Raw genomic sequence first — 26,034 nt, forward strand, 5'->3', positions numbered from 1 at the left:
TCCCTCGCGTGACAGGAGCAGGCCATGACGGGTTTCGCAGTCGACTACGACACCTGGGGAGTTCCCAGTCCCACCTTCATCACGCTCTACCTGCTGGCCACGGTGATCGCCGTCGCCGCCGTGCTGATCCGTCGCCGAGCGCTGCTGGGCGGGCATGCCGCTCCGCCGGCCAACCAGCTGAGCCCACAGCAGGTCGCCTACCTCAACGGGGGCGACGACCTCGCCGTCTGGACCTCGCTGGGCACGCTGCGCACCCAGGGCGCGATCGGCGTCCACCCGGACCACCGGCTGACCGCCGACGGTCCGCTGCCACCCGCCGCCACCCAACTCGACCGGGCCATCCACTACGCCGCGACGCAGCGCACCCTGGCCCGGGACCTGCGGCGCACCGAGTGGGTCGAGCGGGCCCTCACCGAGCTGCGCGACGGGCTCGACCAACGCGGTCTGGCGATCGGCCCGGACCGGCGGGCGGCGTTGCGCCACGGTCCGCTGCTGCTGGTCGCGCTGCTGGCGCTCGGTGTCGCCCGGATCGTCGCCGGGCTCGCCAACCACCGTCCGGTCTGGTACCTGGTACTCACCGTCCTCGCGCTCGGCGCGCTGACCACCGTGCTGCTCGTCCGGGTGCCCCGCCGGACCCGAGCGGCCGAGACCGCGCTCCGGACGCTGCGCCAGCGCAACCGACACCTCGCGCCCGCCTCGAACCCGGCGTACGCCACCTACGGAGCGGCGGGGGCGGCCATGGCGGTGGCTCTCTACGGCACCGCGTCGCTCTGGGCCCTCGATCCGACGTTCGCCCAGCAGGCCGAGATCCAGCGCCAGGCCGTGGCCAGCGGTGCGAACTCCACCACAGCGTGCGGTGGCGGCAGCACCGCAGGAGTAGGCGACGGCGGTTGCGGTGGGGGTGGGGGCTGCGGTGGCGGCGGGTGCGGCGGATGAACCTTCCGCACGGCGTCGGCATCGGCTGGCGGCCGGAGATCTCCGGGTTCGTCGCCGAACTGCCCGGCCTGCGATTCGTCGAGGTGGTCGCCGAATCGGTACCGGCCGCCGGACCGCCACCGGACGATCTTGTCGAACTGCGCGACCGGGGCGTCACGGTCGTACCGCACGGCGTGCGGCTCTCCCTCGGCGGCGCGGAACCGGTCGACCCGGCCCGGGTGGCCCACCTGGCGGCGGTCGCGCAGCAGCTGGCGGCTCCCCTGGTCAGCGAGCACATCGCCTTCGTCCGGGCCGGCGGGCTGGAGGCCGGTCACCTGCTGCCGCTGCCCCGCACCCACGAGGCGGTCGACGCGATCTGCGCCAACATCGTCCGCGCCCAGGCGGAGCTGCCGGTTCCGATCGCGCTGGAGCCGATCGCCGCCCTGTTCGACTGGCCGGACGACGAACTCGACGAGGCGGCGTTCCTCACCGAGATCCTGGACCGCACCTCGGCGCTGCTGCTGCTCGACGTCGCCAACGTGTACGCCAACGCCCGCAACCGGGGCACCGACCCGCTGGCACTACTGGACCGGCTGCCGCTGGAACGGGTGGCGTACCTGCACGTCGCGGGCGGCGCCGAGCACGGCGGCTTCTACCACGACACGCACACCGACCCGATCGGGCGGGAGGTGCTGGAGCTGCTCGGCGAACTGTGCGCCCGACACCGTCCGCCAGCAGCCCTGCTGGAACGCGACGGGCACTATCCTCCGGCGGCCGAGCTACGCACCGAACTCGACGCCGTGGCCACGACCTGCGGCTTCCCGGCGGTCACATGACACCGGCCGAGGTACCCGACGAGCCGACCGCCCGGGCGGTCGGATCACTGGCCTCGCGGCAGGCGGAACTGGTCGCGGCGCTGGTGGCCGGTGGTGCACCGCCGTCCGGCTTCGCACCCGGGCCGTTGGCCGCCGCCCGCGCCGCCCTGCTGCGCAAGCGGGCCGGCGAGGTCGCCCGGCACTGGCCACTGCTCGCCGCCGGGCTCGGCCCGGCCTGGCCGACGGTGTTCATCGAGTGGGCGGCCGGCCGACCCACCGGCGGTGGACTACGCGACGGCTGGGACCTGGCTCGCGCGCTGCACGCCCGCACCGCCCTGCCGGCGCTGGGTGCGGAGGAACTGGCCGTCCGGGAGGCGGAATTCCGGTACGACGGGCACCGGGCACCGCGCCGTCGCCGGTCCCCCGCCCTCGGGCGGGTCGGCAGCGCGTTCGCCGTCCAGGTCGCCGGTCGGGTACGCCTGCTGCGCCCGGCTCGCCCCTGAGAACCCGACCCACGACCCGGGACCACCCCTGTTTCCCGTCGGGCGGGCTGGGGCAGGATCGTCGGCATGGATCTCGGACTGACCGATCGGGTGTACGTGCTCACCGGCGCATCCCGTGGGCTCGGGTACGCCACCGCACAGTGCCTGGTGAACGACGGCGCCCGGGTGGTGCTCTGCGCCCGGCACGCCGAACCGGTGGAGGCCGCCGTGACCGGCCTCGGCGGGCCCGACCGGGCGGTCGGCGTCACCGCCGACCTGGCGGACCCGGCGACACCCGAACGCCTGCTGACCACCGCACAGGACCACTTCGGCCGCGTCGACGGTGCCCTGGTCTCCGTCGGTGGACCGCCCGCCGGCAGTGCCGCGTCGGTCGCCGACGAGCAGTGGCGGCAGTCCTTCGAGACCGTCTTCCTCGGCAGCGTCCGCATGGTACGGACGGTCGCCGCGGCACTGCCCGAGGGCGGCGCCATCGCGTTGGTGCTCTCCACCTCGGCACGCGGCCCGGTTCCCGGGCTGGGCATCTCCAACGGCCTGCGGCCCGGCCTGGCCGGCGTCGCCAAGGACATCGCCGACGAGTACGGCCCCCGCGGCGTACGGGTGGTCGGGCTGCTGCCGGGTCGACTGCTGACCGACCGCAACCGGGACCTCTTCGCCGCCACCGGCGACCCCGAACGGGCCCGGGCCGAGGCGGAGGCCGCCATCCCGCTGCGCCGCATCGGTGACCCGGCTGAGTTCGGTCGGGTCGCCGCCTTCGTGCTCTCCCCCGCGGCCAGCTACCTCACCGGCGTCACCGTGCCGGTCGACGGCGGCGCGCTGCGCGGCCTGTGACCGCCGGCCAGCCGCCCCGCCCCCACCGGCGGGCCGCCCACAGCAGGTCAGCGAACCCGCTGCGGCCGGTGCCCGCCGTCCACGGCAGGTCGACCAATCCGTCCCGGCCGGGGCCCGAGAAGCCACGGGTGTACCCGCGCCCGAGCCGGGAGGAACTGGCCGCAGCGGCCGACAGGACCATCCCGGACCTCATCGCCGTCGGGCTGGACGTGCTGTTCGTCGGGATCAACCCCGGGCTCTGGTCGGCGGCGACCGGGTGGCACTTCGCCCGCCCCGGCAACCGGTTCTGGCCGGCCCTGCACCGGGGCGGGTTCACCCCCCGCCTGCTGCACCCCAGCGAGCAGGACGACCTGCCGGCGCTCGGCCTCGGCATCACCAACATGGTGGCCCGGGCCAGCGCTCGCGCCGACGAGCTGACCGCCGCCGAACTTGTCGACGGCGCCCGGCAGCTCACCGACAAGGTGGCCCGGTACCGGCCGCGCTGGGTCGCGGTGGTCGGGGTGACGGCGTACCGGATCGGCTTCGCCCGGCCGAAGGCGGGCTTCGGGCCGCAACCGGAACAGCTGGCCGACGCCCGGCTCTGGGTGCTGCCCAACCCCAGCGGCCTGAACGCCCACTTCACCCCGCAGACCCTCGGTGCCGCCTTCGCCGAACTCCACGCCGCCACCCTCGGGTGAGCGGCGGACGGACCAGCGACCTCAGTTGGCGGCGGCGGGCGGCATGGCCTCGTCGGCGATGTACTCCCGGGTGGGAATGACCACCGGTTCCGGCCCGGTAGCGTCGGCGTACGGACTCGGCGAATCGGCCACCGCGAACTGGGTGCGGTACAACTCCGCGTAGAGGCCACCGACCGCGACCAGCTCGTCGTGGCGGCCCCGCTCCACGATGCGGCCGTCGTCGAGGACCAGGATCTGGTCGGCGTCCCGGACGGTGGACAGGCGGTGGGCGATCACCAGGGCGGTACGCCCGGTCAACGCCACCGACAGCGCCCGTTGCACCGCCGCCTCGCTCTCCGAGTCGAGGTGGGCGGTGGCCTCGTCGAGGATCACGATCGACGGTGCCTTGAGCAGCAGCCGGGCGATGGCGATGCGCTGCTTCTCGCCACCGGAGAAGCGGTATCCACGCTCGCCGACGGTGGTGTCGAGCCCGTCCGGCAGCGACCTGACCAGGTCGGCGACCTGCGCCCCGGCCAGCGCCGCCCACAGCTCGTCATCGGTGGCGTCCGGCTTCGCGTAGCGCAGATTTTCCGCGATGGTCTCGTGGAACAGGTGCGAATCCTGGGTGACCACGCCGATCTCGTCGCGCAGCGAGTCGAGCCGGGCATCGCGGACATCGACCCCGCCGACGAGCACCTGCCCGTCGGTGACGTCGTAGATGCGGGAGATCAGCATGGACAGCGTGGACTTGCCGGCACCGGAGGGCCCGACCAGCGCCACCATCTGCCCCGGCTCGACGCTGAACGACACGCCCTTGAGCACCGGTTCGTTGATCGTACGATCCAGCGCGGCGACCTCCTCCAACGACGCGAGCGAGATCTCCGCGGCGCTCGGGTAGCGGAACCGGACGTCCCGGAACTCGACCGTCCCGGCACCCTCGGGGATCCGCACCGCGTCGGGCCGTTCCTTGATGCCCGGCTGCAGGTCGAGCACCTCGAAGACCCGGTCGAACGAGACGAGCGCGCTCATCACGTCAACTCGGACGTTGCTCAGCGCGGTGAGCGGGCCGTAGAGGCGGGTGAGCAGCAACGCGAGGGTCACCACGGTGCCGGCGCTGACCTGGCCGCTGACCGCGAGCCAGCCGCCGAGGCCGTAGGTCAGGGCCTGCGCCAGCGAGGCCACCAGCAGCATGGCCACGAAGAAGGTCCGCGAGTACATCGCGGAGGTGATGCCGATGTCGCGGACCCGTTCGGCGCGGGCGGCGAAGCGGGCCGCCTCGGCGTCGGGCCGACCGAAGAGCTTCACCAGCAACGCGCCGGCCACCCCGAACCGCTCGGTCATCGTCGCGTTCATCTTGGCGTCGAGGTTGTACGACTCGCGGGTGATCTCGGCCAGCCGCCGGCCCACCCGGCGCGCCGGAATGATGAACACCGGCAGCAGGACCAGGGAGAGCGCCGTGATCTGCCAGGAGAGAGTCAGCATCACCACGGCGGTGAGGACCAGTTGGATCACGTTGCTGACCACGCCCGACAACGTCGAGGTGAACGCCCGCTGGGCCCCCATCACGTCGTTGTTGAGCCGGCTGACCAGCGCACCGGTCTGCGTCCGGGTGAAGAACTGCAGCGGCATCCGCTGCACGTGGTCGTAGACGCGGGTACGCAGGTCGAGGATGATGCCTTCACCGATGCGGGCCGAATACCACCGTTGGGCCAGCGACAGGAGAGCGTCGGCGACCGCGAGCGCGGCGATGAACAGGGCCAGCCGGATCACCAGCGCCCCGGCCTCGGCGCCACCCCGGGTGATCGCGTCGATCACGTCGCCGGCCAGCAGCGGGGTCGCCACCCCGATCACCGCGGCGACGATCACGGTGAGCAGGAAGACGACGATGTCGCGCCGGTAGGGGTGGGCGAAGGCGACGATCCGACGGGCGACACCGCGCTTGAGTCGGTGCGCGGAGATGTCGTCCTGGCTGCGCATCGAGCGGAGCATGCTCCAACCGCCCATGCCGCCAGCGGCCATGTGGTTGGACACGCTCACCTCCGGGTAAGGACGTCGTACGTCGTCGGGTCAATTCTCCCGACGCCTACGACAACCACGCGAGTAACCCGGATCTTCCCGAACGGTCCTTACTATTCGCCTCGTCCGGCAAGATCCCGCAGTCGGCGCGTCTGCGCCTCCCGCTCGGCGCGCTGCTGCTCGGCGTGGGTACGCCCGGCGGCGCCGGCGAGCAGGGCCTTGATCTCGACAACGGCGTCCCGGCTGGGGGCGAGCAGCCCGGCGGTCAGGTCGCGCACCGCCTCGTCCAACTCGGCGGTGGGAACCACGAGCGTGGCCAGTCCGATCCGGTCGGCCTCGACGGCGTCCATCCGCCGTCCGGTGGTGCAGATCTCCAGCGCGCGGGCGTAGCCGACCAGCTCGACCAGGCGCTTGGTGCCGGCCAGGTCGGGCACCAGACCCAAGGTCACCTCGGCCATGGCGAACGTCGCGTCCTCGGCCAGCACCCGCAGGTCGCAGGCGAGGGCGAGTTGGAAACCGGCACCGATGGCGTGCCCCTGGACGGCGGCGACCGAGATGACGTCCGGGCGGTGCAGCCAGGTGAACCCGCCCTGGTATTCCGCGATCCGGTCGGCGCACTCCTGCTCCGGCAGGGTGGTCAGCTCGGCGAAGGAACCCGGCCCGGAGGCACCGGCCACCGTCAGGTCGAGACCGGCGGAGAAGGACCGCCCCTCGCCGCGTACCACGACCACGCGCACGTCACCGGGAAGCTCCCGGGAGAATTCGCTCATCGCGCGCCACATCGTCGGCGTCTGGGCGTTGAGCACGTCGGGCCGGCACAGGGTGACCGTGGCAACCGGCCCGTCGCATTCCAGCCGGACCCCGGTCGCCTCGGCGGTCACCGGGCGGCCCGGGTCGCGGTGGTGGTGGCGGTGCTGCTGGACGACGCTGACGGGCGGGTCACGCCTTCTTGCGGCGCCGGGCGCCGCCGCGCTGCCGCAGCTGCACCCCGGACTCGGTGAGTACGCGGTGGATGAACCCGTACGATCGCCCGGTCGAGGCCGCGAGCGCCCGGATGCTCTCGCCTCCGGTGTACCGCTTGACGAGGTCCTTCGCGAGCGTCTGACGCTCGGCTCCGACGATCCGGCGACCCTTCTCAGTGCTGGTGGCTGTGCCAGTGGCTGCCATGCTGTGTCCTCACGTCCCAGACTGTGCGGTTCGGATACGGTCCCACCTATTAGACCGTCTCGAACGATCATGCGCCAGATATCAACTATTCGCCAACCGACACGCTATGCAGTGTCAGCTTCCCGATAGGTGATGCCGCCGCCGACTCAGGCCAGCTCGACCAGTTCCAGCAGGTCGTCGCTCCAGGCGTCCTCGTCGCCGTCCGGCAGCAGGATCGCCCGGTCCGGCTTGAGCGCGAGCACCGCGCCCGGGTCGTGCGTGACCAGCACGATCGCGCCCGGATAGCGGGCGATGGCGTCGAGCACCTGCTCCCGGCTCACCGGGTCCAGGTTGTTCGTCGGCTCGTCGAGCAGCAGCACGTTGGCACCGGAACAGACCAGGGTCGACAGCGCCAACCGGGTCTTCTCGCCACCGGAGAGCACCCCGGCGGGCTTGTCGACGTCCTCGCCGGAGAAGAGGAAGGCGCCCAGGATCTTCCGCAGCTCGGTGTCGGTCTGCTCGACCGCCGCCGCCCGCATGTTCTCCAGCACGGTCCGTTCCACGTCCAGCGTCTCGTGCTCCTGCGCGTAGTAGCCCAGTCGCAGACCGTGACCGGGGCGCACCTCGCCGGTGTCCGGCTCCAGCAGGCCGCCGAGCATCCGCAACAAAGTGGTCTTGCCGGCGCCGTTGAGCCCGAGGATGGCCACCCGGGAGCCCCGGTCCACCGCCACACTCACGTCGGTGAAGATCTCCAACGAGCCGTACGACTTGGACAGGCCGGTCGCGGTCAGCGGCGTCTTGCCGCACGGCGCCGGTGCGGGGAACCGCACCTTCGCCACCTTGTCGGCGACGCGTACCTCTTCCAGGCCGGACATCAGCCGTTCCGCGCGACGGGCCATGTTCTGCGCGGCGACCGTCTTGGTGGCCTTGGCCCGCATCTTGTCGGCCTGGGCCATCAGCGCGCCGGCCTTCTTCTCGGCGTTGGCGCGCTCCCGGCGACGACGGCGCTCGTCGGTCTCGCGCGCCTCCAGGTACGCCTTCCAGCCCAGGTTGTAGACGTCGACCACGCTGCGGGTGGCGTCGAGGAACCACACCTTGTTGACCACCGACTCCAGCAGGTCACCGTCGTGGGAGATCACGATCAGACCGCCCTTGTGGTTGGCGAGGAAACCCCGCAACCAGGTGATCGAGTCGGCGTCGAGGTGGTTGGTCGGCTCGTCCAGCAGCAGGATGCCGCCGCCGTTCTCGCCGGCGTCCCGGAACAGGATCCGGGCCAGCTCGATGCGGCGACGCTGACCGCCGGAAAGGGTGCCGATGGTCTGCGCCAGGGCCCGCTCGGGCAGCCCCAGGTTGGCGCAGATGCGGGCCGCCTCGGCCTCGGCCGCGTACCCGCCGAGCGCGGCGAACTGATCCTCCAGCGCGCCGTAGCGACGGACCAGGCGCTCGTCGGCGTCCTCGGCGAGCCGCGCCTCCAGCTCCTTCATCCCGGCCATCAGGGCGTCCAGGCCGCGAGCGGAGAGCACCCGGTCCCGGCCGGTGACGTCCAGATCACCGGTCCGCGGGTCCTGCGGCAGGTAGCCGACGGCGCTGCGCCGGTCGACCTGCCCGGCGTACGGCTGGCCCTCCCCGGCGAGCACCTTCAGCGTGGTGGTCTTGCCGGCGCCGTTGCGCCCGACCAGGCCGATCCGGTCACCGGGCTGCACCCGCAGCGTGGTGTCGGACAGCAGGATCCGGGCGCCGGCGCGCAGTTCCAGGCCGGTGGCAGTGATCATTTCCAGGTACTCGCTCTCGGGATCCGAAGGGCTGACTCAGGGCACACGAAAGCGCCGGCGGATCCACCAGACCCGTCGGCGCGGGGCGTTCAGCCTTCGCAGCGCAGCACGGCACCAAGTGTACCGGGCCCGCCGCGGTACCCCACGCGGATTACCGAGCAAGATCGTCGGGTACCGGATCGCCGACCGGACCCGGTTCCGGCTAACGAGCCACTCACTGATCGGGGTCACCATGGAGCTGAACGAGAACGCACGGATCGACACCAGTCAGGTGGAGGACCGGCGAGGCAGCGGCGGAGGCGGCGGCGGGATGGGCATCCCCATCCCGATCGGCGGCGGGCGCGGCGGCATCGTCGGCATCGTCATCGCCGTACTGGTGGCCCTCGTCGGTGGCGGCTTCGGCCTGAACGCCATGACCGGCGGCGCGGAGCAGGGCGACAACACCGCGCTGGAGCAGCGCTGCGCCGCCGAGAACGCGCTGGAGCAGCTCGACTGCCGCAACACCCTCTACGTCAACTCGATCCAGGCGTACTGGCGCACCGCCCTGCCGCAGTCCCTCGGCGAGCAGTACCGGCCGACCCGCACCGTCTTCTTCAGCCAGGCCGTCAACACCGCCTGCGGCCAGGCCGACTCCGGGGTCGGCCCGTTCTACTGCCCCGCCGACTCGCTCGTCTACATCGACCTCTCCTTCTACGAGGTGCTCGCCACTCAACTGGGCGCCGAGGGCGAGTTCGCCCAGCCGTACGTGCTGGCCCACGAGTACGGCCACCACGTGCAGAACCTGCTCGGCACCAACGAGCAGGTGCGCCGCCAGCAGCAGCGCGACCCCGGCAACGCCAACGACCTGTCGGTACGCCTGGAGTTGCAGGCCGACTGCTACGCCGGAGCCTGGGCGAAGAACGCCACCGGCACGGCCGACGAGAGCGGCCAGAAGATCTTCACCAGCATCACCGAGCGGGACATCGCCGAGGCCATCGACACCGCCGAGGCCATCGGCGACGACGCCATCTCCAAGCGCGCGGACCGGCCGGTCAACCCGGAGGAGTTCACCCACGGCTCGTCGGAGCAGCGCAAGCAGTGGTTCAACCGGGGCTACGACAGCGGCGACCCGGCCTCCTGCGACACCTTCAGCGGCGCGGTCTGACGCAGTGTGACGCGGCGGGCCCGGTCACCGGTGGCGGGGCCCGCGTCCGCGCCTAACGGCTGGTCCCGGGCCGTGGTTCGCGGACCAGGATGCGGACGGCGCGGGCGGCGGCGACAGCGGCGACAAGCACCGCGTACCGGGGTTCGGGGACGTCGAGCAGGCGGTCGGCGCGCAGCTCGGCCAGTGGGGCGAGCCGACGGTCGGCCAGCACCGTGTCCACCGCGCGCCGGTCGCCACCGGCGACCAGCGCGTCGAGCCGGTCGGCCGCCGGCAGCAGCAGGCGTACGGCGAGATCCGCCGCGTCGGCCAGCGCCGCCTTCGTCTGGTTGTCCCGGCGGCGGGCGAAACGTTGCTGCGACCAACCACCGGCGGCGGTACGTCCCTGCACGTAGCGGGTGTCCACCTTGTGCACGCTCAGCTGCGCACCGTCGGCGACACCCATCGCCACCGCTCCTTTGCGGGCCAGCAACAGCGCGATCCGCCGTGGCGTGACGACCTCCCGGACGAAGGTCTCCAGATCCGCGGCGACCGGCGTTCCCGGAGGGGTGTGCAGTTCGGCGGTGGCACCGTCCGGAGCGGACAGCAGCAGGCCGTACTCGTGCGGGCTGACGGTGGGCGGGCCGTGCCGGTCGGCGAAGCCGGCGACCCAGCGGGCGACGCGGTCCGGATCGACCTCCACCCACCGGCCGCCCCCGGCGGCGGGTCGGCTGCTCATCACCCGACCGTACGGCACGGGCCGCCCGGGTCAGCCACCGAGGAGCATGCCGACGGCGAGCACGGTGATGATGGCGCTGGACAGCAGCGCGGTGACCAGCCGGCCACGGTCGCCGGTGAGCACCCGCCCGATCAGGGAGCCACCCCCGGCGATCAGCAGCTGCCAACTGGCCGAGGCGAGGAACACCCCGAGGGTGAAGACCACCGCGACGGCGGTGCCGGAGCCGCCCAGATCGGCCCGCCCGAGCACCAGGGCCGTGAAATAGACGATGGTGGCCGGGTTGAGCAGGGTCAGCGCGAGGATCCCGACGAACGCCCGGGTCGGCGTGTCCAACCCACGCCGTACCGGTGCCGGGCCGGCCTCGACGGTCGCCGACCGGTCCGGGTCACCCGTCGACAAGGCGGCCGGGGCGGGCTTCGGGGGACGGCGTCGGCCGGGTACCCGCAGGGCGCGCCAGGCGCCGTGGGCGGCGAGGGCGAGCAGCACCGTGGCGCCGATCAGGCGCAGCGGCCCGGCGACCGGCGCCAGCCAACCCGCGACCACCGCGCCGCCGAGCGCCGCCACGCCGGCGTAGAGCCCGTCGGCGGTGGCCACCCCCAGTGCGGCGGCCGAACCGACCCGGAACGAGGTCCGGGCGGTAAGCCCGAGGATGAGTACGGCGATCGCCCCGACCGGGACGGCCACGCCGTAGCCGGCGACCAGACCGGCGAGGAACGCGCCGGTCACGATCGACGACGTGGCGAGAGACGGCCCGGCCCGAGCCGCTGTCGACGTGCGGCGGTGGCCACGGCGACAGGACACGGCTTCATCGGGTACGCCTCACTCACCGCGCCATCCTGCGGCGACCGGCCGCTGCGACGCCACGCCCTCCAGGCCCAGTACGTAGGCGAGCGGGTGCTGGTATGCCATCGCGCGACCCTAGCGACGACATGCGGGCCGGGAACACCAATTTCTCGGCTCAGCACTACGACTGGCCCCGGTGTCAACGGTGGCATTGTGCCGTTCGAGCTCACGGGAGTGTGCATCCGTCCGGCGGTGTGGATCTGGTTCGCGGGAGCGCGTTGACCGTCGGCGTCAAGCGGGGCCTGGAGTGATGCGTCTGCGCTCTCAGCTCGACCGCGCCGGGACCACCACCATCAACCTGGGTCGACCCACTGGACGGGTCGCCGCGCGGCAACGACCACTCCGGGCGGTCCGACCCTGGTGGCACGGCGCAGAGCGGGTGAGTCACGTCGGGCGCGGCACCCGGTGGATGCCGCGCCCGAGGAGGAGATCCATGCCCCGCAGGAGCTGTCAGACGTTGAAGCCGAGGGAGCGGAGCTGGTCGCGGCCCTCGTCGGTGATCTTGTCCGGTCCCCACGGGGGCAGCCAGACCCAGTTGATCCGGATGTCGTCGACCAGGCCACCGCCGGGGCCGGTGGTCAGCGCCTGCCGGGCCTGGTCCTCGATGACGTCGGTGAGCGGACAGGCCGCCGAGGTCAACGTCATGTCCAGGGTGGCGACGTTCTGGTCGTCGACGTGTACGCCGTACACCAGGCCGAGGTCGACCACGTTGATGCCCAGCTCCGGGTCGACGACATCCTTCATCGCCTCCTCGATGTCGGCGACGGCGGCCTTGCCGCCGGCCGCCGGGGTCACCGCGCCGTCGGTCGCCACGGCGCCCGACTCCGGCGTGCTGTTGGTCTGCTCGGTCATGCCTTCACCTCCGTCGGGCTCGCGCCCACACCGGCGCGTGCCGCGGCGTCCTTGAACGCCATCCACGGCAACAGCGCGCACTTGACCCGGGCGGGATAGCGGGCGACGCCCTCGAACGCCACCCCGTCGCCGAGCACATTCTCGTCCGGCGTGACCTGACCACGGCCGGACATCAACGCCAGGAACGCCTCGTGCACCTCGAACGCCTCCGTCGCACCCCGGCCGGTCAGCAGCTCGTGCAGCACGCTCGCGGACGCCTGGCTGATCGAACAGCCCATCCCGTCGTACGACACGTCGTGCAGCGTCGCACCGTCGGTGGCCACCCGGACGGTGATCTCGTCGCCGCAGGTCGGGTTGACGTGGTGCGCCTCGCCGACCCGGTCGGCCGGGTCCGCGGCGTCGCGCAGCCCCCGACCGTGCGGATGCTTGTAGTGGTCCAGGATGATCTCCTGGTAAAGAGTCTCAAGGTGCATCAGGCTGAACTCCCGTCGATTCGCCGGGCTCCTGCGTCGCTCGGCTCATCGGAACACCTTCCGCACCTGTTCCAGGCCCGCCACCAGCGCGTCGATCTCCTCGGTCGTGGTGTAGAGGTAGAACGAGGCCCGCGTGGTGGCCGGCACCCCGAACCGGGTGCAGACCGGGCGGGCGCAGTGATGCCCGACCCGCACCTGCACGCCGAGGGAGTCGAGCACCTGCCCCACGTCGTGCGGGTGCACGTCGCCGAGCGCGAACGAGATGGTGCCACCCCGGCCCACCGGCACCTCCGGGCCGAAGATCCGCAGGCCGGGCACGCTGCCCAGGGCGTCCAGCGCGTACGCGGTCAGCTGCTTCTCGTACCACTGGATCGACCGCATGCCGATACCGGTGAGGTAGTCCACCGCCGCGCCGAGCGCGACCGCCTCGGCGATCGGCGGGGTGCCGGCCTCGAACCGGGCCGGCGGTGCCGCGTAGGTGGAGCCACCCATCGTCACCGTCTCGATCATCGAACCGCCGCCGAACACCGGCGGCATCGCCGCCAGCAGCTCGGTGCGGCCCCAGAGCACGCCGATGCCGGTCGGGCCGCACATCTTGTGCCCGGTGAAGACGATGAAGTCGGCGTCCAGGTCGACCACGTCGATCGGCATGTGCGGCACCGACTGCGAGCAGTCCAGCAGCAGCAGCGCCCCCACCTCGCGGACCCGGGCGGTGATCCGGGCGGTGGCGTTGACGGTGCCGAGGATGTTGGACATGTGCACCAGCGAAACGATCTTCGTCCGCTCGTTGACCAGGTCGGTCAGGCCCGACTCGTCCAACCGGCCGTTGTCGGTGACCGGGAACCAGCGCAGCGTCGCGCCGGTACGCTCGGCCAGCAACTGCCACGGCACGATGTTCGAGTGGTGCTCCATCTCGGAGATGACGATCTCGTCGCCCGGCCCCAGCCGCAGCCGGGGGTCGGCGTCGGCCCGCACCGAGGCGTTGGAGAACGCGTACGCCACGATGTTGATCGCCTCGGTGGAGTTCTTGGTGAAGACCACCTCGTCGACGCTCGGCGCGTTGACGAACGCGGCGATCTTCGCCCGGGCCCCCTCGTACGCCTCGGTCGCCTCGGTGCCCAGCGTGTGCACCGACCGGGACACGTTGGCGTTGTGCCGGGCGTAGTGCTCGACGAGGACGTCGAGCACCTGCCGGGGCTTGTGCGAGGTGTTGGCGCTGTCCAGGTAGACCAGCGGATGCCCGTTGACCTCCCGACCGAGGATCGGGAAGTCGGCGCGTACCGCCGCCACGTCGTAGCGCGGCACGTCGTCGTACTGCGGCATCCCCGGCGGGATCGCGATGGTGGTCATCGTGGTGACCGCCCCTTCCTTCGGGGTCAGACCCGCGCCGGACCGGCCCCGGCCGCGTACCGCTCGTAGCCGGACTCCTCGAGCTTGTCGGCCAGCTCCGGGCCGCCCTGCTCGACGATCCGGCCGGCGACGAAGACGTGCACGTAGTCGGGCTTGATGTAGCGCAGGATCCGGGTGTAGTGGGTGATCAGCAGCAGGCCGGTGTCGCCGGTGTCGCGCACCCGGTTCACGCCCTCGCTCACCACGCGCAGCGCGTCCACGTCGAGGCCGGAGTCGGTCTCGTCGAGAATGGCCATCTTCGGCTTGAGCAGCTCCAGCTGCACGATCTCGTGGCGCTTCTTCTCACCACCGGAGAAGCCCTCGTTGACGTTGCGCTGGGCGAAGGCCGGGTCCATGTGCAACCGCTCCATGGCACCGCGCAGCTCGCCGCCCCAGGTGCGCAGCTTCGGCGCCTCGCCGTCGATGGCGGTCTTGGCGGTACGCAGGAAGTTCGCCACCGACACGCCGGGCACCTCGACCGGGTACTGCATGGCGAGGAAGAGGCCGGCGCGGGCCCGCTCGTCGACGGACATCTCCAGGACGTCCTCGCCGTCCAGGGTCACCGAGCCGCCGGTGATCTCGTACTTCGGGTGGCCGGCGACCGAGTACGCCAGGGTCGACTTGCCGGAGCCGTTCGGGCCCATGATCGCGTGGGTCTCCCCCGACCTCACGGTCAGGTCGACACCGTGCAGGATCGGCTTGAGCTCACCCTCGGGCAGCTTCACCGACACCTGCAGGTCGCGGATCTCCAGGGTGCTCATTATCGGGTCACTCCATTGCTCGGCTTCGGGCGGCCGTCGTCGCCCACGGGAAGGTAGATGTCACCGTCGCGGACTTCGACGGGGTAGACGGGTACGGGTTCGGTGGCGGGCAGCCCGGTGGGCTCGCCGGTACGCAGGTCGAAACGGGAGCCGTGCAGCCAGCACTCCAGCGTGCAGCCCTCGACCTCGCCCTCGGAGAGCGCGACGGCCGCGTGCGAGCACTCGTCGAACACGGCGTAGAACTGGTCGTCCTCGCCGTGCACGAGCGCGATCTGGATGCCGTCGACGTCCGCGCTGATCGCGGTGCCCTTCGGCACGTCCTCGACGGCGCAGATGCGGATCATCAGGCGCCCGCCTTGGTCAGCCGCGCCTCGATAGCGTCTCCCAGGCGCTCCCGCAGGGACTCCACCGGGATCTTGTGCAGCAGCTCGGCGAAGAAGCCGCGCACCACCAGCCGGCGGGCCTCGGCCTCCGGGATGCCCCGGGCCATCAGGTAGAACAACTGCTCGTCGTCGAAGCGGCCGGTGGCGCTGGCGTGGCCGGCGCCGGCGATCTCGCCGGTCTCGATCTCCAGGTTCGGCACCGAGTCGGCCCGGGCACCGTCGGTGAGCAGCAGGTTCCGGTTGATCTCGTACGTGTCGGTGCCGGTCGCCTCGGCCCGGATCAGCACGTCGCCGACCCAGACGGTGCGGGCGCTCTCGCCCTGCAACGCGCCCCGGTAGCCGACGTAGCTGCGGCAGTCCGGCACGGTGTGGTCGACCAGTTGGCGGTGTTCCTGGTGCTGGCCGGAGTCGGCGAAGTAGACGCCGTACAGCTCGGCCTCGCCGCCCCGGTCGGTGTACTCCACGGTGGTGTACTGCCGGACCAGCTCGCCACCGAGGGTGACCTGGACGTGCAGCACCCGCGCGTCGCGCCCCAGCCGTACCTTCAGGTGCTGCGCCTGCACCGCGTCGTCGGCCCAGTCGGCCACGGTGACCAGCGTGAGCTTCGCCCCGTCGCCCACCGACACCTCGACGTTGTCGGCGAGGGTGGCCGAGCCGACGTGCTCCAGCACCAGGATCGCCTCGGCGAACCGGCCCACCTCGACCACCGTGTGCCCGAAGGCCAGGCCCTCGACGCCCTCGCCGACCGCCCGCAGGACGGTCGGGCCGCTGATCACCGCGTCCTGCGCCACCCGCACCAGCAGCGCCTGCCCGGCCCCGCCGTAGGCCAGCGCGCTGACCCGGTCGAACGGGGTGAGCACGCTGCCGACCCGCGGGTCGTCGTGGCCGATCCGCTCCACGGACACGCCCTCGGGCAGGTCGGCGTACTCGTGCCGGACCGTGCCGGTGGCGGTCGGGTCGTCACCGACCAGCCCCCGCAGCCGCTTGAGCGGGGTGAAGCGCCACTCCTCCTCCAGGCCGGTCAGGGCCGGGAAGTCGGCGACATCGTACGAACGCAGCGCCTGCGACTTGGTGCTGGGCGGCGCGGAAGCCTGGGTAGTCATCTCGTCCTTGCTTGTGTCTACGACGACGGTGTCCGGTGCGGTGGTGCGGCCGGGGTCAGCCGACCGCGCCCTCCATCTGCAGCTCGATCAGGCGGTTGAGCTCCAGTGCGTACTCCATGGGCAGTTCCTTGGCGATCGGCTCGATGAAGCCGCGCACGATCATCGCCATCGCCTCGTCCTCGCTCAGGCCCCGGCTCATCAGGTAGAAGAGCTGGTCCTCGCTGACCTTGGAGACGGTCGCCTCGTGCCCCATCGACACGTCGTCCTCGCGGATGTCGACGTAGGGGTAGGTGTCGGAGCGGGAGATGGTGTCGACGAGCAGGGCGTCGCACTTGACCGTGCTGGCGCTGCTGTACGAGCCCTCCAGCACCTGCACCAGACCCCGGTACGAGGTCCGGCCGCCACCCCGGGCGATCGACTTGGACACGATGGTGCTGCTGGTGTGCGGTGCCGCGTGCACCATCTTGGCGCCAGCGTCCTGGTGCTGCCCCTCGCCGGCCATCGCCACCGAGAGCACCTCGCCCTTGGCGTGCTCACCGGTCATGTAGACCGCCGGGTACTTCATGGTGACCTTGGAACCGATGTTGCCGTCGATCCACTCCATGGTCGCGCCCTCGTGACACACGGCGCGCTTGGTGACCAGGTTGTAGACGTTGTTCGACCAGTTCTGGATGGTCGTGTAACGGCACCGGGCGTTCTTCTTGACGACGATCTCCACCACGGCGCTGTGCAGCGAGTCCGAGGAGTAGATGGGCGCGGTGCAGCCCTCGACGTAGTGCACGTACGCGCCCTCGTCGACGATGATCAGCGTCCGCTCGAACTGGCCCATGTTCTCGGTGTTGATCCGGAAGTACGCCTGCAGCGGGATCTCCACGTGCACGCCCTTCGGCACGTAGATGAACGAGCCGCCGGACCACACGGAGGTGTTCAGCGCGGCGAACTTGTTGTCGCCGACCGGGATCACCGTGCCGAAGTACTCCTTGAACAGGTCCTCGTGCTCCTTGAGGGCGGTGTCGGTGTCGAGGAAGACGACACCCTGCTCCTCCAGGTCCTCACGGATCTTGTGGTAGACCACCTCGGACTCGTACTGAGCGGCGACACCAGCGACGAGGCGCTGCTTCTCCGCCTCCGGAATGCCCAGCTTGTCGTAGGTGTTCTTGATGTCCTCGGGCAGGTCCTCCCAGCTGGCGGCCTGCTTCTCGGTGGAGCGCACGAAGTACTTGATGTTGTCGAAGTCGATCCCGGTGAGGTCGGCGCCCCAGGCCGGCATCGGCTTGCGCTCGAACAGCCGCAGGCCCTTCAGGCGCAGGTCGAGCATCCAGGCCGGCTCGTTCTTCTTGGCCGAGATGTCCCGCACCACCGCCTCGTTGAGGCCGCGCTGAGCCGAGGCCCCGGCGACGTCCGGGTCGGCCCAGCCGTACTCGTAGTTGCCCAGGGCGGCGAGCTGCTCCTCCTGGGTCAGGGGCTGGACGATCTGCTCGGTCATCTATCTGTCCTCACAGTGGTGACGGTCTTACCGGACTGGGCGTGCGGCGAACCCGGGATGTGCGTGGTGCACACCCCGTCGCCGTGCGCGATGGTGGCCAGGCGCTGCACGTGGGTACCGACCAGGCGGGAGATCACCGTGGTCTCGGCCTCGCACAGTTGGGGAAACTCGGCGGCCACGTGCGCCACCGGGCAGTGGTGCTGGCAGAGCTGGCCGCCGGAGGCGATCGTGGAGGCACTGGCAGCGTATCCCTCGGCGGTCAGCGCCGCGGCGAGTGCCTCGGCACGGGCCATCGGATCGTCGCCCGCGTCGGCCAGGGCGGCCTGACAACGCGTCTCCAGGGCGGCCACCTGCTCGGCGGCGAAGCGCTCCACGGCCTGCGAGCCACCGGTGCGGGCGATCCAGCGCAGCGCGGCGGTGGCCATGTTGTCGTAGTGGTGGGTGCCACACCGGCTGCGGGCGGCGTCGGTGAGCAGGAACACCTTGGCCGGGCGGCCCCGCCCACGGTGACCGCGTACGGTCTGCTCGCGGGCCACGACGTCACCGTCGGCGAGCATCGCGTCCAGGTGCCGGCGGATCGCCGCCGGGCTGAGCCCGAGCGCGTCGCCCAACTGGGCGGCGGTGGCGGCGCGGCGCTCCAGCAGCAGCAGGGTGACCCGGTCCCGGGTCGACTGCTCACCGGTCGGCGCGGCCTGGGTGCTGGTCGTGGCAGGCGCGACGTGGGTGTCCGGCAGCGACCGGCCGGCGGCCGTACCGGCCGTCGACTGGTGCCCGGTGAGCCCCGCCGCCTTTTTCACAACGCCCACGTTACGTAATTCGATCAGAGCCCGCAAACGTGACCCCGGTGATCCGAACCACCGCACGGGCGGAGTCACCCAATCGGTGACAACTACGTTGCGTAGGATTCGCCTCGTGAAGCGACCCGACCGCTCCCTGGTCTCCAGCACCCTGCTGCGCCGTCTGGCGTTCGCCAACATCGTCGCGAACGCCGCGATCGTCGTCACCGGCGGGGCGGTGCGGTTGACCGCGTCCGGCCTGGGCTGTCCCACCTGGCCCCGGTGCACGGACGAGTCGTACACCACCACGGCCGAGATGGGCGTGCACGGGGTGATCGAGTTCGGCAACCGGCTGCTCACCTTCGTGCTGGTGCTGATCGCCGGCGCCACCCTGCTGGCCGCCCTGGCGCACCGTCCCCGGCGGCGCGGTGCGGTGCCGCTGGCGCTGGCCGTCGTGCTCGGCATCGTGGCGCAGGCGGTGATCGGCGGGATCACCGTGCGCACCCAGCTGCATCCCTCGATCGTGGGCATCCACTTCGTGGTGTCGATGCTGCTGCTGCTCGTCGCGTACGCCCTGTGGCGCCGGGTGAGCGAGCCGGACGGGCCCACGGTGCCCGTGGTGCCGCCGGCGCTGCGGTCCCTGACCTGGATCACCGTGGTGGCCAGCGCGGCGGTGATCGTCGTCGGGGTGGCGGTGACCGGCAGCGGCCCGCACGCCGGCGACGCCGACGCCGTCCGCAACGGCCTGGACCCGCAGACCATCTCCCAGGTCCACGCCGACCTGGTCTTCCTGCTCGTCGGCCTGACCGTGGGCCTGTGGCTGGCGTTGCGCGCGGTCGGCGCGCCGGCAGCCACCGTGCGGGCCGCGCTGACCCTGCTCCTGGTCGAGCTGGGTCAGGGGGTGATCGGCTTCGTGCAGTACTTCACCAACCTGCCGGCGCTGCTGGTCGGCCTGCACATGCTCGGTTCCTGCCTGGTCTGGCTCGCCACCCTCGCCGCGCTCTGGTCCACCCGCGAACGCCGCCCCGCCGACCATCCGACCCCGACCACCCCAGCGACCGCACCCACCCCCTCCCACCCGACCCCCTCCCACCCGGCCCCCACCCCCGCCTGACCCCGCGCCGATCAGGAAGTTGTTGTCAGCCTCTCCGGCGTGGCGCGACAACAACTTCATGATCAACCCGTCGGGGCGGCGGGCTCTGGGAGCTGCCTGGTGGTGATGGGGGTGTCAGGGGGTGGGGTGGGTCAGGTGGTGGGCGATGGCGTCGGCGAGGCGGTCGGGGGCGCCGTCGGAGTGGGCGAGGAAGAGTGAGGGTTCGGTCAGTTCCAGTTCCACGAGGACCGGGGTGCCGTCGGGGCCGGGGATCAGGTCGACCCGGGCGTAGAGCAGGCGGTCGGACCCACCGGGCACCGCGGCGAGGGTCTGCGCCGCGACGGCGAGCTGGACCGGCTGCGCCGTGCGGGCGGTGATCTCCTCGACCTTGTACAGCCCGTCGACACCCTCGTCCGGCCCGGTCAGCATCGGACCCTTGCGGATGGCGTGGCTGAAGGTCAGCCCGGTCGGGCCGGTCAGGAAGAGCAGCGCGGTCTCGCCGACGGTGTCGACCGCGGTCAGGTAGGGCTGGACCATGGCCACCCGACCGGCCGCACCGAGCCGTCGCACGTGGGCCACCGCGAGATCCCGGTGCCCCGGGTCGGCCAGGTCGTACCGGCCGGTGTCCTGACTGCCGGCGCTGACGGCCGGCTTGATGACGTACTCACCGCGATCGGCGGGCGGCTGCCACGGCTGGCCGGGCAGCACCCAGCCGGTGGGCACGGTGGGTACCCCGGCCGCCGACAACTCGTCGAGGTAGCGCTTGTCGGTGTTCCACCGCACCACGTCCGCCGGATTGACCAGCCGCGGTACGCCGGTCGCCCAGGCGACGAACTCGTCTCGGCGGGACATGTAGTCCCAGGGCGAGCGCAGCACGGCCAGGTCGTAGTCGGCCCAGTCGACGTCCGGACGGTCCCAGACGACGGGCTCGGCGACGATCCCGCGCGCGGCCAGCGGAGCCACCACGAGACGGTCGTCGTCGTCGAGGTCGGCCAGTTCGGTGCAGGTGACGAGAGCGACCCGGGGTTTCCCCCGGGTCGACTGGTGGTGATCGGTCAATTTATCTCAACGGGCCATGGTGCGTCGGGCCATCGAACGCCAGAGGTCGTTGCTCGGGCGCATCTGGTCCATCAGTTCCCGTTCCCAGGCGTTCTCCACGGCGACCCCGGCCTGCGCACAGGCCTCGCGGGCGGTCACCGTGTCCTCGGCGAACTGGTCGCCCCAGGCGCCGTCGGAGCCCACCAGGACGATGCGGGCACCGCGCTTGCCGACGTACTCGATGACCGCCTTCGCCCCGCCATGCTCGGCGGCGAACGACCGGATGCCCGCGATCAGGCCGTTGGGGGCCTGCCCGGAGGCGGTCTGACCGGCCGTCAGCGTCGTATCGGAACCATCTGCCATAACGTGAAGACTAAGCAGAGATGCACCCGGACGGGCGAGAACCATCAACCTTTTGTGATACCCATTACCCGCAGGTTTAAGGAAGACCAAAGGCGTTTCGCCCGTATTTATCAGCAGCAAATCGGGTGAATCGGAGCGACAGAACGTCCGCAAACGGACGGAGCCGATGAGCGGGACACTCGCCGCGGGCGACCGTCAGAGCAGAGCGTCGAGCGCCGCGGCGGCGAAGACGATGGTCAGGTACGACGTCGACCAGTGGAACAGCCGCATCGGCTTGACCGGCTCACCCCGCCGGGCCCGCCCGGCGAGCCGGTGCGCCTCGGCCAGGAAGATCGCGCCGACCACCAGCGTCGGGACGCCGTAGACCGCACTCAGCCCCAGCGCCCACACGGCCAGCGAGGTCAGCACGGTCAGCCAGGCGAACAGCACGATCTCGGCGTTCACCCGCCGCACCGAGGCGACCACCGGGAGCATCGGGATGCCGGCCCGCGCGTAGTCGTCCTTGTACTTCATCGCCAGCGGATAGAAGTGCGGCATCTGCCAGAAGAAGACCACCCCGAACAGCGCCCACGCCACCGGCGACAGCGAGCCGGTCACCGCCGCCCAGCCGATCAGCACGGGCGCGGCACCGCAGGCCCCACCCCAGAAGGTGTTCGCCGTCGTCGTGCGCTTGAGCCACAGGGTGTAGACCACGTCGTAGTAGACGATCGCGGCCAGCGTGAGCCCGGCGGCGAGCAGATTGGTGAAGGCCGCCATCAACGCGACCGAGACCACCGCCAGCGCCAGGCCGAAGATCAGCGCGTTGCGGGGCGTCACCGTGTGCGCCGGCAGCGGCCGCCGCTTCGTCCGCCGCATCAACTGGTCGATGTCCCGGTCGATGTAGCAGTTGAGCACGCTGGCCGCGCCCGCCGCGAGCGAGCCGCCGACCAGCACCACCGCGACCAACCACAGCGACGGCAGCCCGCCGTGCGCGAGCATCATCGCCGGCACCGTGGTGACCAGCAGCAGCTCCACGATCCGCGGCTTGGTCAGCGTCACGTACGCCGCCACCACCGCCCGCAGGTCGCGGGGGCGGGCTGGGGTATCCCCGGCCGTACGCACCGGCGGCTGCCCGGCAGGGTTGCTGACGGGGCGCTCGGTGATCATGCTCACGGATTGCCACCTTCCGGCGTCGGGAGGGGAGGTCACGGCGGCGGGACCGACTCGGGTCCACACACCGACCCACACACTACGCGTCGTCGTTTTGGCTGCCCGGGCGACCCGGCAACGGTGCCAGTCGTCACACCTGGGGCTGGCGGCGGGGCCGGCGGCGGGGGTGAACCGCGAGACACGCCCGAAACGTACAGACCAGCATGCTGAGATCCTCGGGCGCACGTTTAGCCGCGCTCGATAGGGTCACCACTGAGGGTTCCGCCCATCTCGCCGAGGAGCACAAACCACCGTGGCTGCCAACCGACCCGCGCACCCCGCACTTGACTGGTCCGATCTCGACCGCCGTGCCGTGGACACCGTCCGCGTCCTGGCCATGGACGCCGTGGAGAAATCCGGCAACGGCCACCCGGGCACCGCGATGAGCCTCGCCCCTGCGGCGTACCTGCTGTTCAACCGGGTGATGCGGCACAACCCGGCCGATCCGAACTGGCCCGGTCGGGACCGCTTCGTGCTCTCCGCCGGGCACTCCAGCCTGACGCTGTACATCCAGCTCTTCCTCGCCGGCTACCCGCTGAGCCTGGACGACCTCAAGTCGCTGCGGCAGTGGGGTTCGCTCACCCCGGGGCACCCCGAGCACGGGCACACCCCCGGCGTGGAGACCACCACCGGCCCGCTCGGGCAGGGCCTGGGCAACGCCGTCGGCATGGCGATGGCGGCACGGCGCGAGCGCGGCCTGTTCGACCCGGAGGCCGAGGCCGGTGACTCCGCCTTCGACCACCACATCTGGTGCATCGCCTCCGACGGCGACATCGAGGAGGGCATCAGCCACGAGGCCAGCGCCCTGGCCGGACACCAGCAGCTGGGCAACCTCTGCGTGATCTACGACGACAACGAGATCTCGATCGAGGACGACACCCGGATCGCGCTGAGCGAGGACGTCGCGGCCCGCTACGCCGCGTACGGCTGGCACGTGCAGACCGTCGACTGGCGGCGCGGCGACGCCGACAAGGGCGACTACCACGAGAACGTCGAGGAGTTGTACCAGGCGCTGCTGGCCGCCAAGGCGGAGACCGCCCGCCCCTCGTTCATCGCGCTGCGCACCATCATCGGCTGGCCGGCACCGAACAAGCAGAACACCGGCAAGATCCACGGCTCGGCGCTCGGCGCCGACGAGGTGGCCGCCACCAAGGAGATCCTCGGCTTCGACCCGGCCGGCTCGTTCGAGGTCACCGAGGAGGTGCTCGGCCACACCCGGTCGGCGCTGCGGCGCGGTGAGACCGCCCAGCAGGAGTGGACGACCACCTTCGACGCCTGGTCGAAGGCCAACCCGGAGCGCCGCGCCCTCTACGACCGGCTGGCCGGCCGGAAGCTGCCCGAGGGCTGGACCGACGCCCTGCCGGAGTTCCCCGCCGACGCCAAGGGTGTCGCCACCCGGGCCGCCTCCGGCAAGGTGCTGGCCGCGCTCGCGCCGGTGCTGCCCGAGCTGTGGGGCGGCTCCGCCGACCTGGCCGAGAGCAACAACACCACGATGAAGGGCGAGCCCTCCTTCGTACCCAGCCAGTACGCCACCAAGGAGTTCCCCGGCCACGAGTACGGCCGGACGCTGCACTTCGGCATCCGCGAGCACGCCATGGGCGCGATCCTCAACGGCATCGCCCTGCACGGCGGCACCCGCCCGTACGGCGGCACCTTCCTGGTGTTCAGCGACTACATGCGGCCCTCGGTCCGGTTGGCCGCGCTGATGAAGCTGCCGGTGGTCTACGTCTGGACGCACGACTCCATCGGTCTCGGCGAGGACGGCCCGACCCACCAGCCGGTGGAGCACCTGACCGCGCTGCGGGCCATCCCCGGCCTGGACGTGGTCCGTCCGGCCGACGCCAACGAGACCGCGTGGGCCTGGCGGCAGGCGCTGGAGCACACCGACCGTCCGACCGCGCTGGCGCTGAGCCGGCAGGCGCTGCCGACGCTGGACCGCACCCAGCTGGCCGGTGCCGAAGGGGTCACCAAGGGCGGCTACGTGCTGGCCGAGGCGTCCAACGGCAAGCCCGAGGTGATCATCATCGGTACCGGCTCCGAGGTGCAGCTCTGCCTCACCGCCCGGGAGCGGCTGGAGGCCGACGGCACCCCCACCCGGGTCGTGTCGATGCCCTGCCAGGAGTGGTTCTTCGCCCAGGACGAGGCGTACCGGGAGTCGGTGCTGCCGCGCGGGGTAAAGGCCCGGGTGAGCGTGGAGGCGGGCATCGCGATGTCCTGGCGCGGCATCGTCGGTGACTGCGGCGAGAGCGTCAGCATCGAGCACTACGGCGCGAGCGCGCCGCACTCCGTGCTCTTCGAGCAGTTCGGCTTCACCCCGGACCGGATCGTGGCCGCCGCGCACGCGGCGCAGACCCGGGTCGGCGACATCACCGGTTTCACCACCGGCAACTGAGGGAGGCGTTGGCGCACATGACGACCGACAGGCTGGGCGAGCTGACCGCCGCGGGAGTGGCGGTCTGGCTCGACGATCTTTCCCGGGTACGTCTGAACTCCGGCGGGCTGGACCAGCTGCGCCAGGAAAAGCACGTGGTCGGGGTCACCACCAACCCGACGATCTTCGCGAAGGCGTTGAGCGACGCCGACACCTACGACTGGCAACTGCGGGACCTGGCCGCCCGGGGTGTCGACGTGGAAGAGGCCGTCCGCATGCTCACCACGTACGACGTGCGGTGGGCCTGCGACGTGATGCGCCCGGCGTACGACGCCAGCGGCGGGGTCGACGGCCGGGTCTCCATCGAGGTGGACCCGCGGCTGGCCCACGAGGCGGAGCGCACCGTGGCCGAGGCCAAGGCGCTGTGGTGGCTGGTCGACCGGCCGAACCTGTTCATCAAGATCCCGGCGACCCAGGACGGCCTGCCGGCGATCACCGCCACGCTGGCCGAGGGGATCAGCGTCAACGTGACGCTGATCTTCGGGCTGGACCGCTACTCCGAGGTGATGGAGGCCTTCCTCGCCGGCATGGAGCAGGCCAAGGCCAACGGCCACGACCTGTCCAAGATCGCCTCGGTGGCGTCGTTCTTCGTCTCCCGGGTCGACAGCGAGGTGGACAAGCGGCTGGAGAAGATCGGCTCGGACGACGCCAAGGCGCTGCGCGGCAAGGCCGCCGTGGCCAACGCCCGGCTGGCGTACGAGCGCTACAGCGAGGTCTTCGGCAGCGACCGCTGGCGGGCCCTGGCCGACGCCGGAGCGCACCCGCAGCGTCCGCTGTGGGCCTCCACCTCGACCAAGAACCCGGACTACCGGGACGTCATCTACGTCGAGGAGCTGATCGCGCCCGGCACGGTCAACACCATGCCGGAGTCGGTCATCCACGCGTACGCCGAGCACGGCGAGACCCACCCGGACACCGTCACCGGCGCGTACGACGACGCCCGGGAGGTCTTCGCCGCGCTGGAGTCGGTGGGCGTGGACCTGGCCGACGTGATCGCCACGTTGGAGCGCGAGGGCGTGGAGAAGTTCGAGACGAGCTGGCAGGAACTGCTCGACGGCGTCCGCAAGTCGCTGGCCGCCGCCGGTCAGGGCAGCAGCAGTCCCGGCGACGCCGCCCGGGGCAACGCCGACGCCGCCGTGCGTGCCGGCGGAAATGCGTGACGGTGCCGTCATCCGCAGTACCCACGCCGCCACCTGGACCGGGTGGCGGCGTGGGTCGGTGGTACCACGGGAGCGGTTCGCAGGTGGGTAGCTTTCTTCAGACAACCGGTACGGTCGGCGTTGATCTACCGGTGCCCGGAAACCCGTACTCAGGTGTGGAGTCGCCGGTGGTCGGCATCCCTGGC

Annotated in this window: 26 protein-coding genes; 9 read left to right on the forward strand and 17 right to left on the reverse strand. The window is 71.5% G+C overall.

What is annotated here, in order from left to right; genetic code table 11:
* The first annotated feature begins 24 nt into the window (after positions 1–24).
* The 5 genes from O7597_RS01210 (at position 25) to mug (ending at position 3,738) form a co-directional block, all read left to right on the forward strand.
* Positions 25–936, forward strand: coding sequence for a TIGR04222 domain-containing membrane protein (locus O7597_RS01210; protein ID WP_269742506.1), 912 nt, complete (start codon positions 25–27; stop codon positions 934–936).
* On the forward strand, positions 933–1,751 hold the full coding sequence (locus O7597_RS01215; RefSeq protein WP_269742507.1) for a DUF692 domain-containing protein: 819 nt from the start codon (positions 933–935) through the stop codon (positions 1,749–1,751). The genes O7597_RS01210 and O7597_RS01215 overlap by 4 nt, the downstream gene beginning before the upstream one ends.
* The gene (locus O7597_RS01220; RefSeq protein WP_269742508.1) at positions 1,748–2,233 is read left to right on the forward strand and encodes a hypothetical protein; all 486 of its coding nucleotides are present in this window, start codon (positions 1,748–1,750) and stop codon (positions 2,231–2,233) included. Before O7597_RS01215 ends, O7597_RS01220 begins: the two co-directional genes overlap by 4 nt.
* A gap of 66 nt (positions 2,234–2,299) precedes the next feature.
* On the forward strand, positions 2,300–3,061 hold the full coding sequence (locus O7597_RS01225) for an SDR family oxidoreductase (protein WP_269742509.1): 762 nt from the start codon (positions 2,300–2,302) through the stop codon (positions 3,059–3,061).
* Between the two features lie 128 nt (positions 3,062–3,189).
* On the forward strand, positions 3,190–3,738 hold the full coding sequence (mug, locus tag O7597_RS01230) for a G/U mismatch-specific DNA glycosylase (RefSeq protein WP_269742510.1): 549 nt from the start codon (positions 3,190–3,192) through the stop codon (positions 3,736–3,738).
* 21 nt (positions 3,739–3,759) lie between these two features.
* On the opposite strand, the gene O7597_RS01235 is transcribed toward mug, so the two are convergent.
* From O7597_RS01235 to O7597_RS01250, 4 genes are all read right to left on the reverse strand, one after another.
* Positions 3,760–5,736, reverse strand: coding sequence for an ABC transporter ATP-binding protein (locus O7597_RS01235; RefSeq protein WP_269742792.1), 1,977 nt, complete (start codon positions 5,734–5,736; stop codon positions 3,760–3,762).
* 110 nt (positions 5,737–5,846) lie between these two features.
* Complete coding sequence (locus O7597_RS01240; protein WP_269742511.1) at positions 5,847–6,614, reverse strand: enoyl-CoA hydratase/isomerase family protein; 768 nt, start codon at positions 6,612–6,614, stop codon at positions 5,847–5,849.
* 58 nt (positions 6,615–6,672) lie between these two features.
* Positions 6,673–6,900 carry a helix-turn-helix domain-containing protein gene (locus O7597_RS01245; protein ID WP_007072022.1) on the reverse strand — a complete coding sequence of 76 codons (228 nt, stop codon included), beginning with the start codon at positions 6,898–6,900 and terminating at the stop codon, positions 6,673–6,675.
* Positions 6,901–7,046: 146 nt separating this feature from the next.
* Entirely contained in the window at positions 7,047–8,651 is a 1,605-nt protein-coding gene (locus O7597_RS01250; RefSeq protein WP_269742512.1) for an ABC-F family ATP-binding cassette domain-containing protein, read from the reverse strand.
* 232 nt (positions 8,652–8,883) lie between these two features.
* Between O7597_RS01250 and O7597_RS01255 the strand changes: the two genes are divergently transcribed.
* Positions 8,884–9,795, forward strand: a complete 912-nt coding sequence (locus O7597_RS01255; protein WP_269742513.1) for a neutral zinc metallopeptidase — start codon at positions 8,884–8,886, stop codon at positions 9,793–9,795.
* Between the two features lie 52 nt (positions 9,796–9,847).
* On the opposite strand, the gene O7597_RS01260 is transcribed toward O7597_RS01255, so the two are convergent.
* From O7597_RS01260 to O7597_RS01305, 10 genes are all read right to left on the reverse strand, one after another.
* Positions 9,848–10,510 (reverse strand): acVLRF1 family peptidyl-tRNA hydrolase, encoded by a 663-nt coding sequence (locus O7597_RS01260; protein ID WP_281581803.1) that lies wholly within the window; start codon positions 10,508–10,510, stop codon positions 9,848–9,850.
* 30 nt (positions 10,511–10,540) lie between these two features.
* Positions 10,541–11,236, reverse strand: coding sequence for a LysE family transporter (locus tag O7597_RS01265; protein ID WP_281581804.1), 696 nt, complete (start codon positions 11,234–11,236; stop codon positions 10,541–10,543).
* A 567-nt stretch (positions 11,237–11,803) separates the two neighbouring features.
* On the reverse strand, positions 11,804–12,205 hold the full coding sequence (locus tag O7597_RS01270) for a metal-sulfur cluster assembly factor (protein ID WP_269742516.1): 402 nt from the start codon (positions 12,203–12,205) through the stop codon (positions 11,804–11,806).
* Complete coding sequence (gene sufU, locus O7597_RS01275) at positions 12,202–12,678, reverse strand: Fe-S cluster assembly sulfur transfer protein SufU (protein WP_269742517.1); 477 nt, start codon at positions 12,676–12,678, stop codon at positions 12,202–12,204. The genes O7597_RS01270 and sufU overlap by 4 nt, the downstream gene beginning before the upstream one ends.
* A gap of 45 nt (positions 12,679–12,723) precedes the next feature.
* Positions 12,724–14,028 carry a cysteine desulfurase gene (locus O7597_RS01280; RefSeq protein WP_281581805.1) on the reverse strand — a complete coding sequence of 435 codons (1,305 nt, stop codon included), beginning with the start codon at positions 14,026–14,028 and terminating at the stop codon, positions 12,724–12,726.
* A gap of 26 nt (positions 14,029–14,054) precedes the next feature.
* Positions 14,055–14,828 (reverse strand): Fe-S cluster assembly ATPase SufC, encoded by a 774-nt coding sequence (gene sufC / locus O7597_RS01285; RefSeq protein ID WP_269742519.1) that lies wholly within the window; start codon positions 14,826–14,828, stop codon positions 14,055–14,057.
* Entirely contained in the window at positions 14,828–15,172 is a 345-nt protein-coding gene (locus O7597_RS01290; RefSeq protein WP_210827531.1) for a non-heme iron oxygenase ferredoxin subunit, read from the reverse strand. Before O7597_RS01290 ends, sufC begins: the two co-directional genes overlap by 1 nt.
* A complete protein-coding gene (gene sufD, locus O7597_RS01295) occupies positions 15,172–16,314 on the reverse strand; it encodes a Fe-S cluster assembly protein SufD (protein WP_269742520.1) in 1,143 nt (380 codons plus the stop codon). The genes O7597_RS01290 and sufD overlap by 1 nt, the downstream gene beginning before the upstream one ends.
* Before the next feature lie 55 nt (positions 16,315–16,369).
* Positions 16,370–17,800 (reverse strand): Fe-S cluster assembly protein SufB, encoded by a 1,431-nt coding sequence (gene sufB, locus O7597_RS01300; protein WP_093401439.1) that lies wholly within the window; start codon positions 17,798–17,800, stop codon positions 16,370–16,372.
* Positions 17,797–18,534 carry an HTH domain-containing protein gene (locus tag O7597_RS01305; RefSeq protein WP_269742793.1) on the reverse strand — a complete coding sequence of 246 codons (738 nt, stop codon included), beginning with the start codon at positions 18,532–18,534 and terminating at the stop codon, positions 17,797–17,799. The genes sufB and O7597_RS01305 overlap by 4 nt, the downstream gene beginning before the upstream one ends.
* Positions 18,535–18,712: 178 nt before the next feature.
* On the opposite strand from O7597_RS01305, the gene O7597_RS01310 reads away from it, so the two are divergent.
* Positions 18,713–19,690 (forward strand): COX15/CtaA family protein, encoded by a 978-nt coding sequence (locus O7597_RS01310; RefSeq protein WP_281581806.1) that lies wholly within the window; start codon positions 18,713–18,715, stop codon positions 19,688–19,690.
* A 114-nt stretch (positions 19,691–19,804) separates the two neighbouring features.
* Here O7597_RS01310 and O7597_RS01315 read toward each other — a convergent pair whose 3' ends face one another.
* From O7597_RS01315 to O7597_RS01325, 3 genes are all read right to left on the reverse strand, one after another.
* Positions 19,805–20,728, reverse strand: coding sequence for a hypothetical protein (locus O7597_RS01315; RefSeq protein ID WP_281581807.1), 924 nt, complete (start codon positions 20,726–20,728; stop codon positions 19,805–19,807).
* Between the two features lie 6 nt (positions 20,729–20,734).
* Complete coding sequence (locus tag O7597_RS01320; protein WP_164448285.1) at positions 20,735–21,070, reverse strand: hypothetical protein; 336 nt, start codon at positions 21,068–21,070, stop codon at positions 20,735–20,737.
* A gap of 195 nt (positions 21,071–21,265) precedes the next feature.
* On the reverse strand, positions 21,266–22,222 hold the full coding sequence (locus O7597_RS01325; RefSeq protein WP_281581808.1) for a heme o synthase: 957 nt from the start codon (positions 22,220–22,222) through the stop codon (positions 21,266–21,268).
* A 289-nt stretch (positions 22,223–22,511) separates the two neighbouring features.
* On the opposite strand from O7597_RS01325, the gene tkt reads away from it, so the two are divergent.
* Together tkt and tal are read left to right on the forward strand one after the other, a co-directional pair.
* Positions 22,512–24,650, forward strand: a complete 2,139-nt coding sequence (gene tkt / locus O7597_RS01330; protein WP_281581809.1) for a transketolase — start codon at positions 22,512–22,514, stop codon at positions 24,648–24,650.
* A 17-nt stretch (positions 24,651–24,667) separates the two neighbouring features.
* Complete coding sequence (tal, locus tag O7597_RS01335; protein WP_281581810.1) at positions 24,668–25,849, forward strand: transaldolase; 1,182 nt, start codon at positions 24,668–24,670, stop codon at positions 25,847–25,849.
* Positions 25,850–26,034 lie beyond the last annotated feature (185 nt).

Origin of the sequence: Verrucosispora sp. WMMC514 (genome assembly GCF_027497295.1) — a bacterium.
Lineage (GTDB): Bacteria > Actinomycetota > Actinomycetes > Mycobacteriales > Micromonosporaceae > Micromonospora > Micromonospora palythoicola.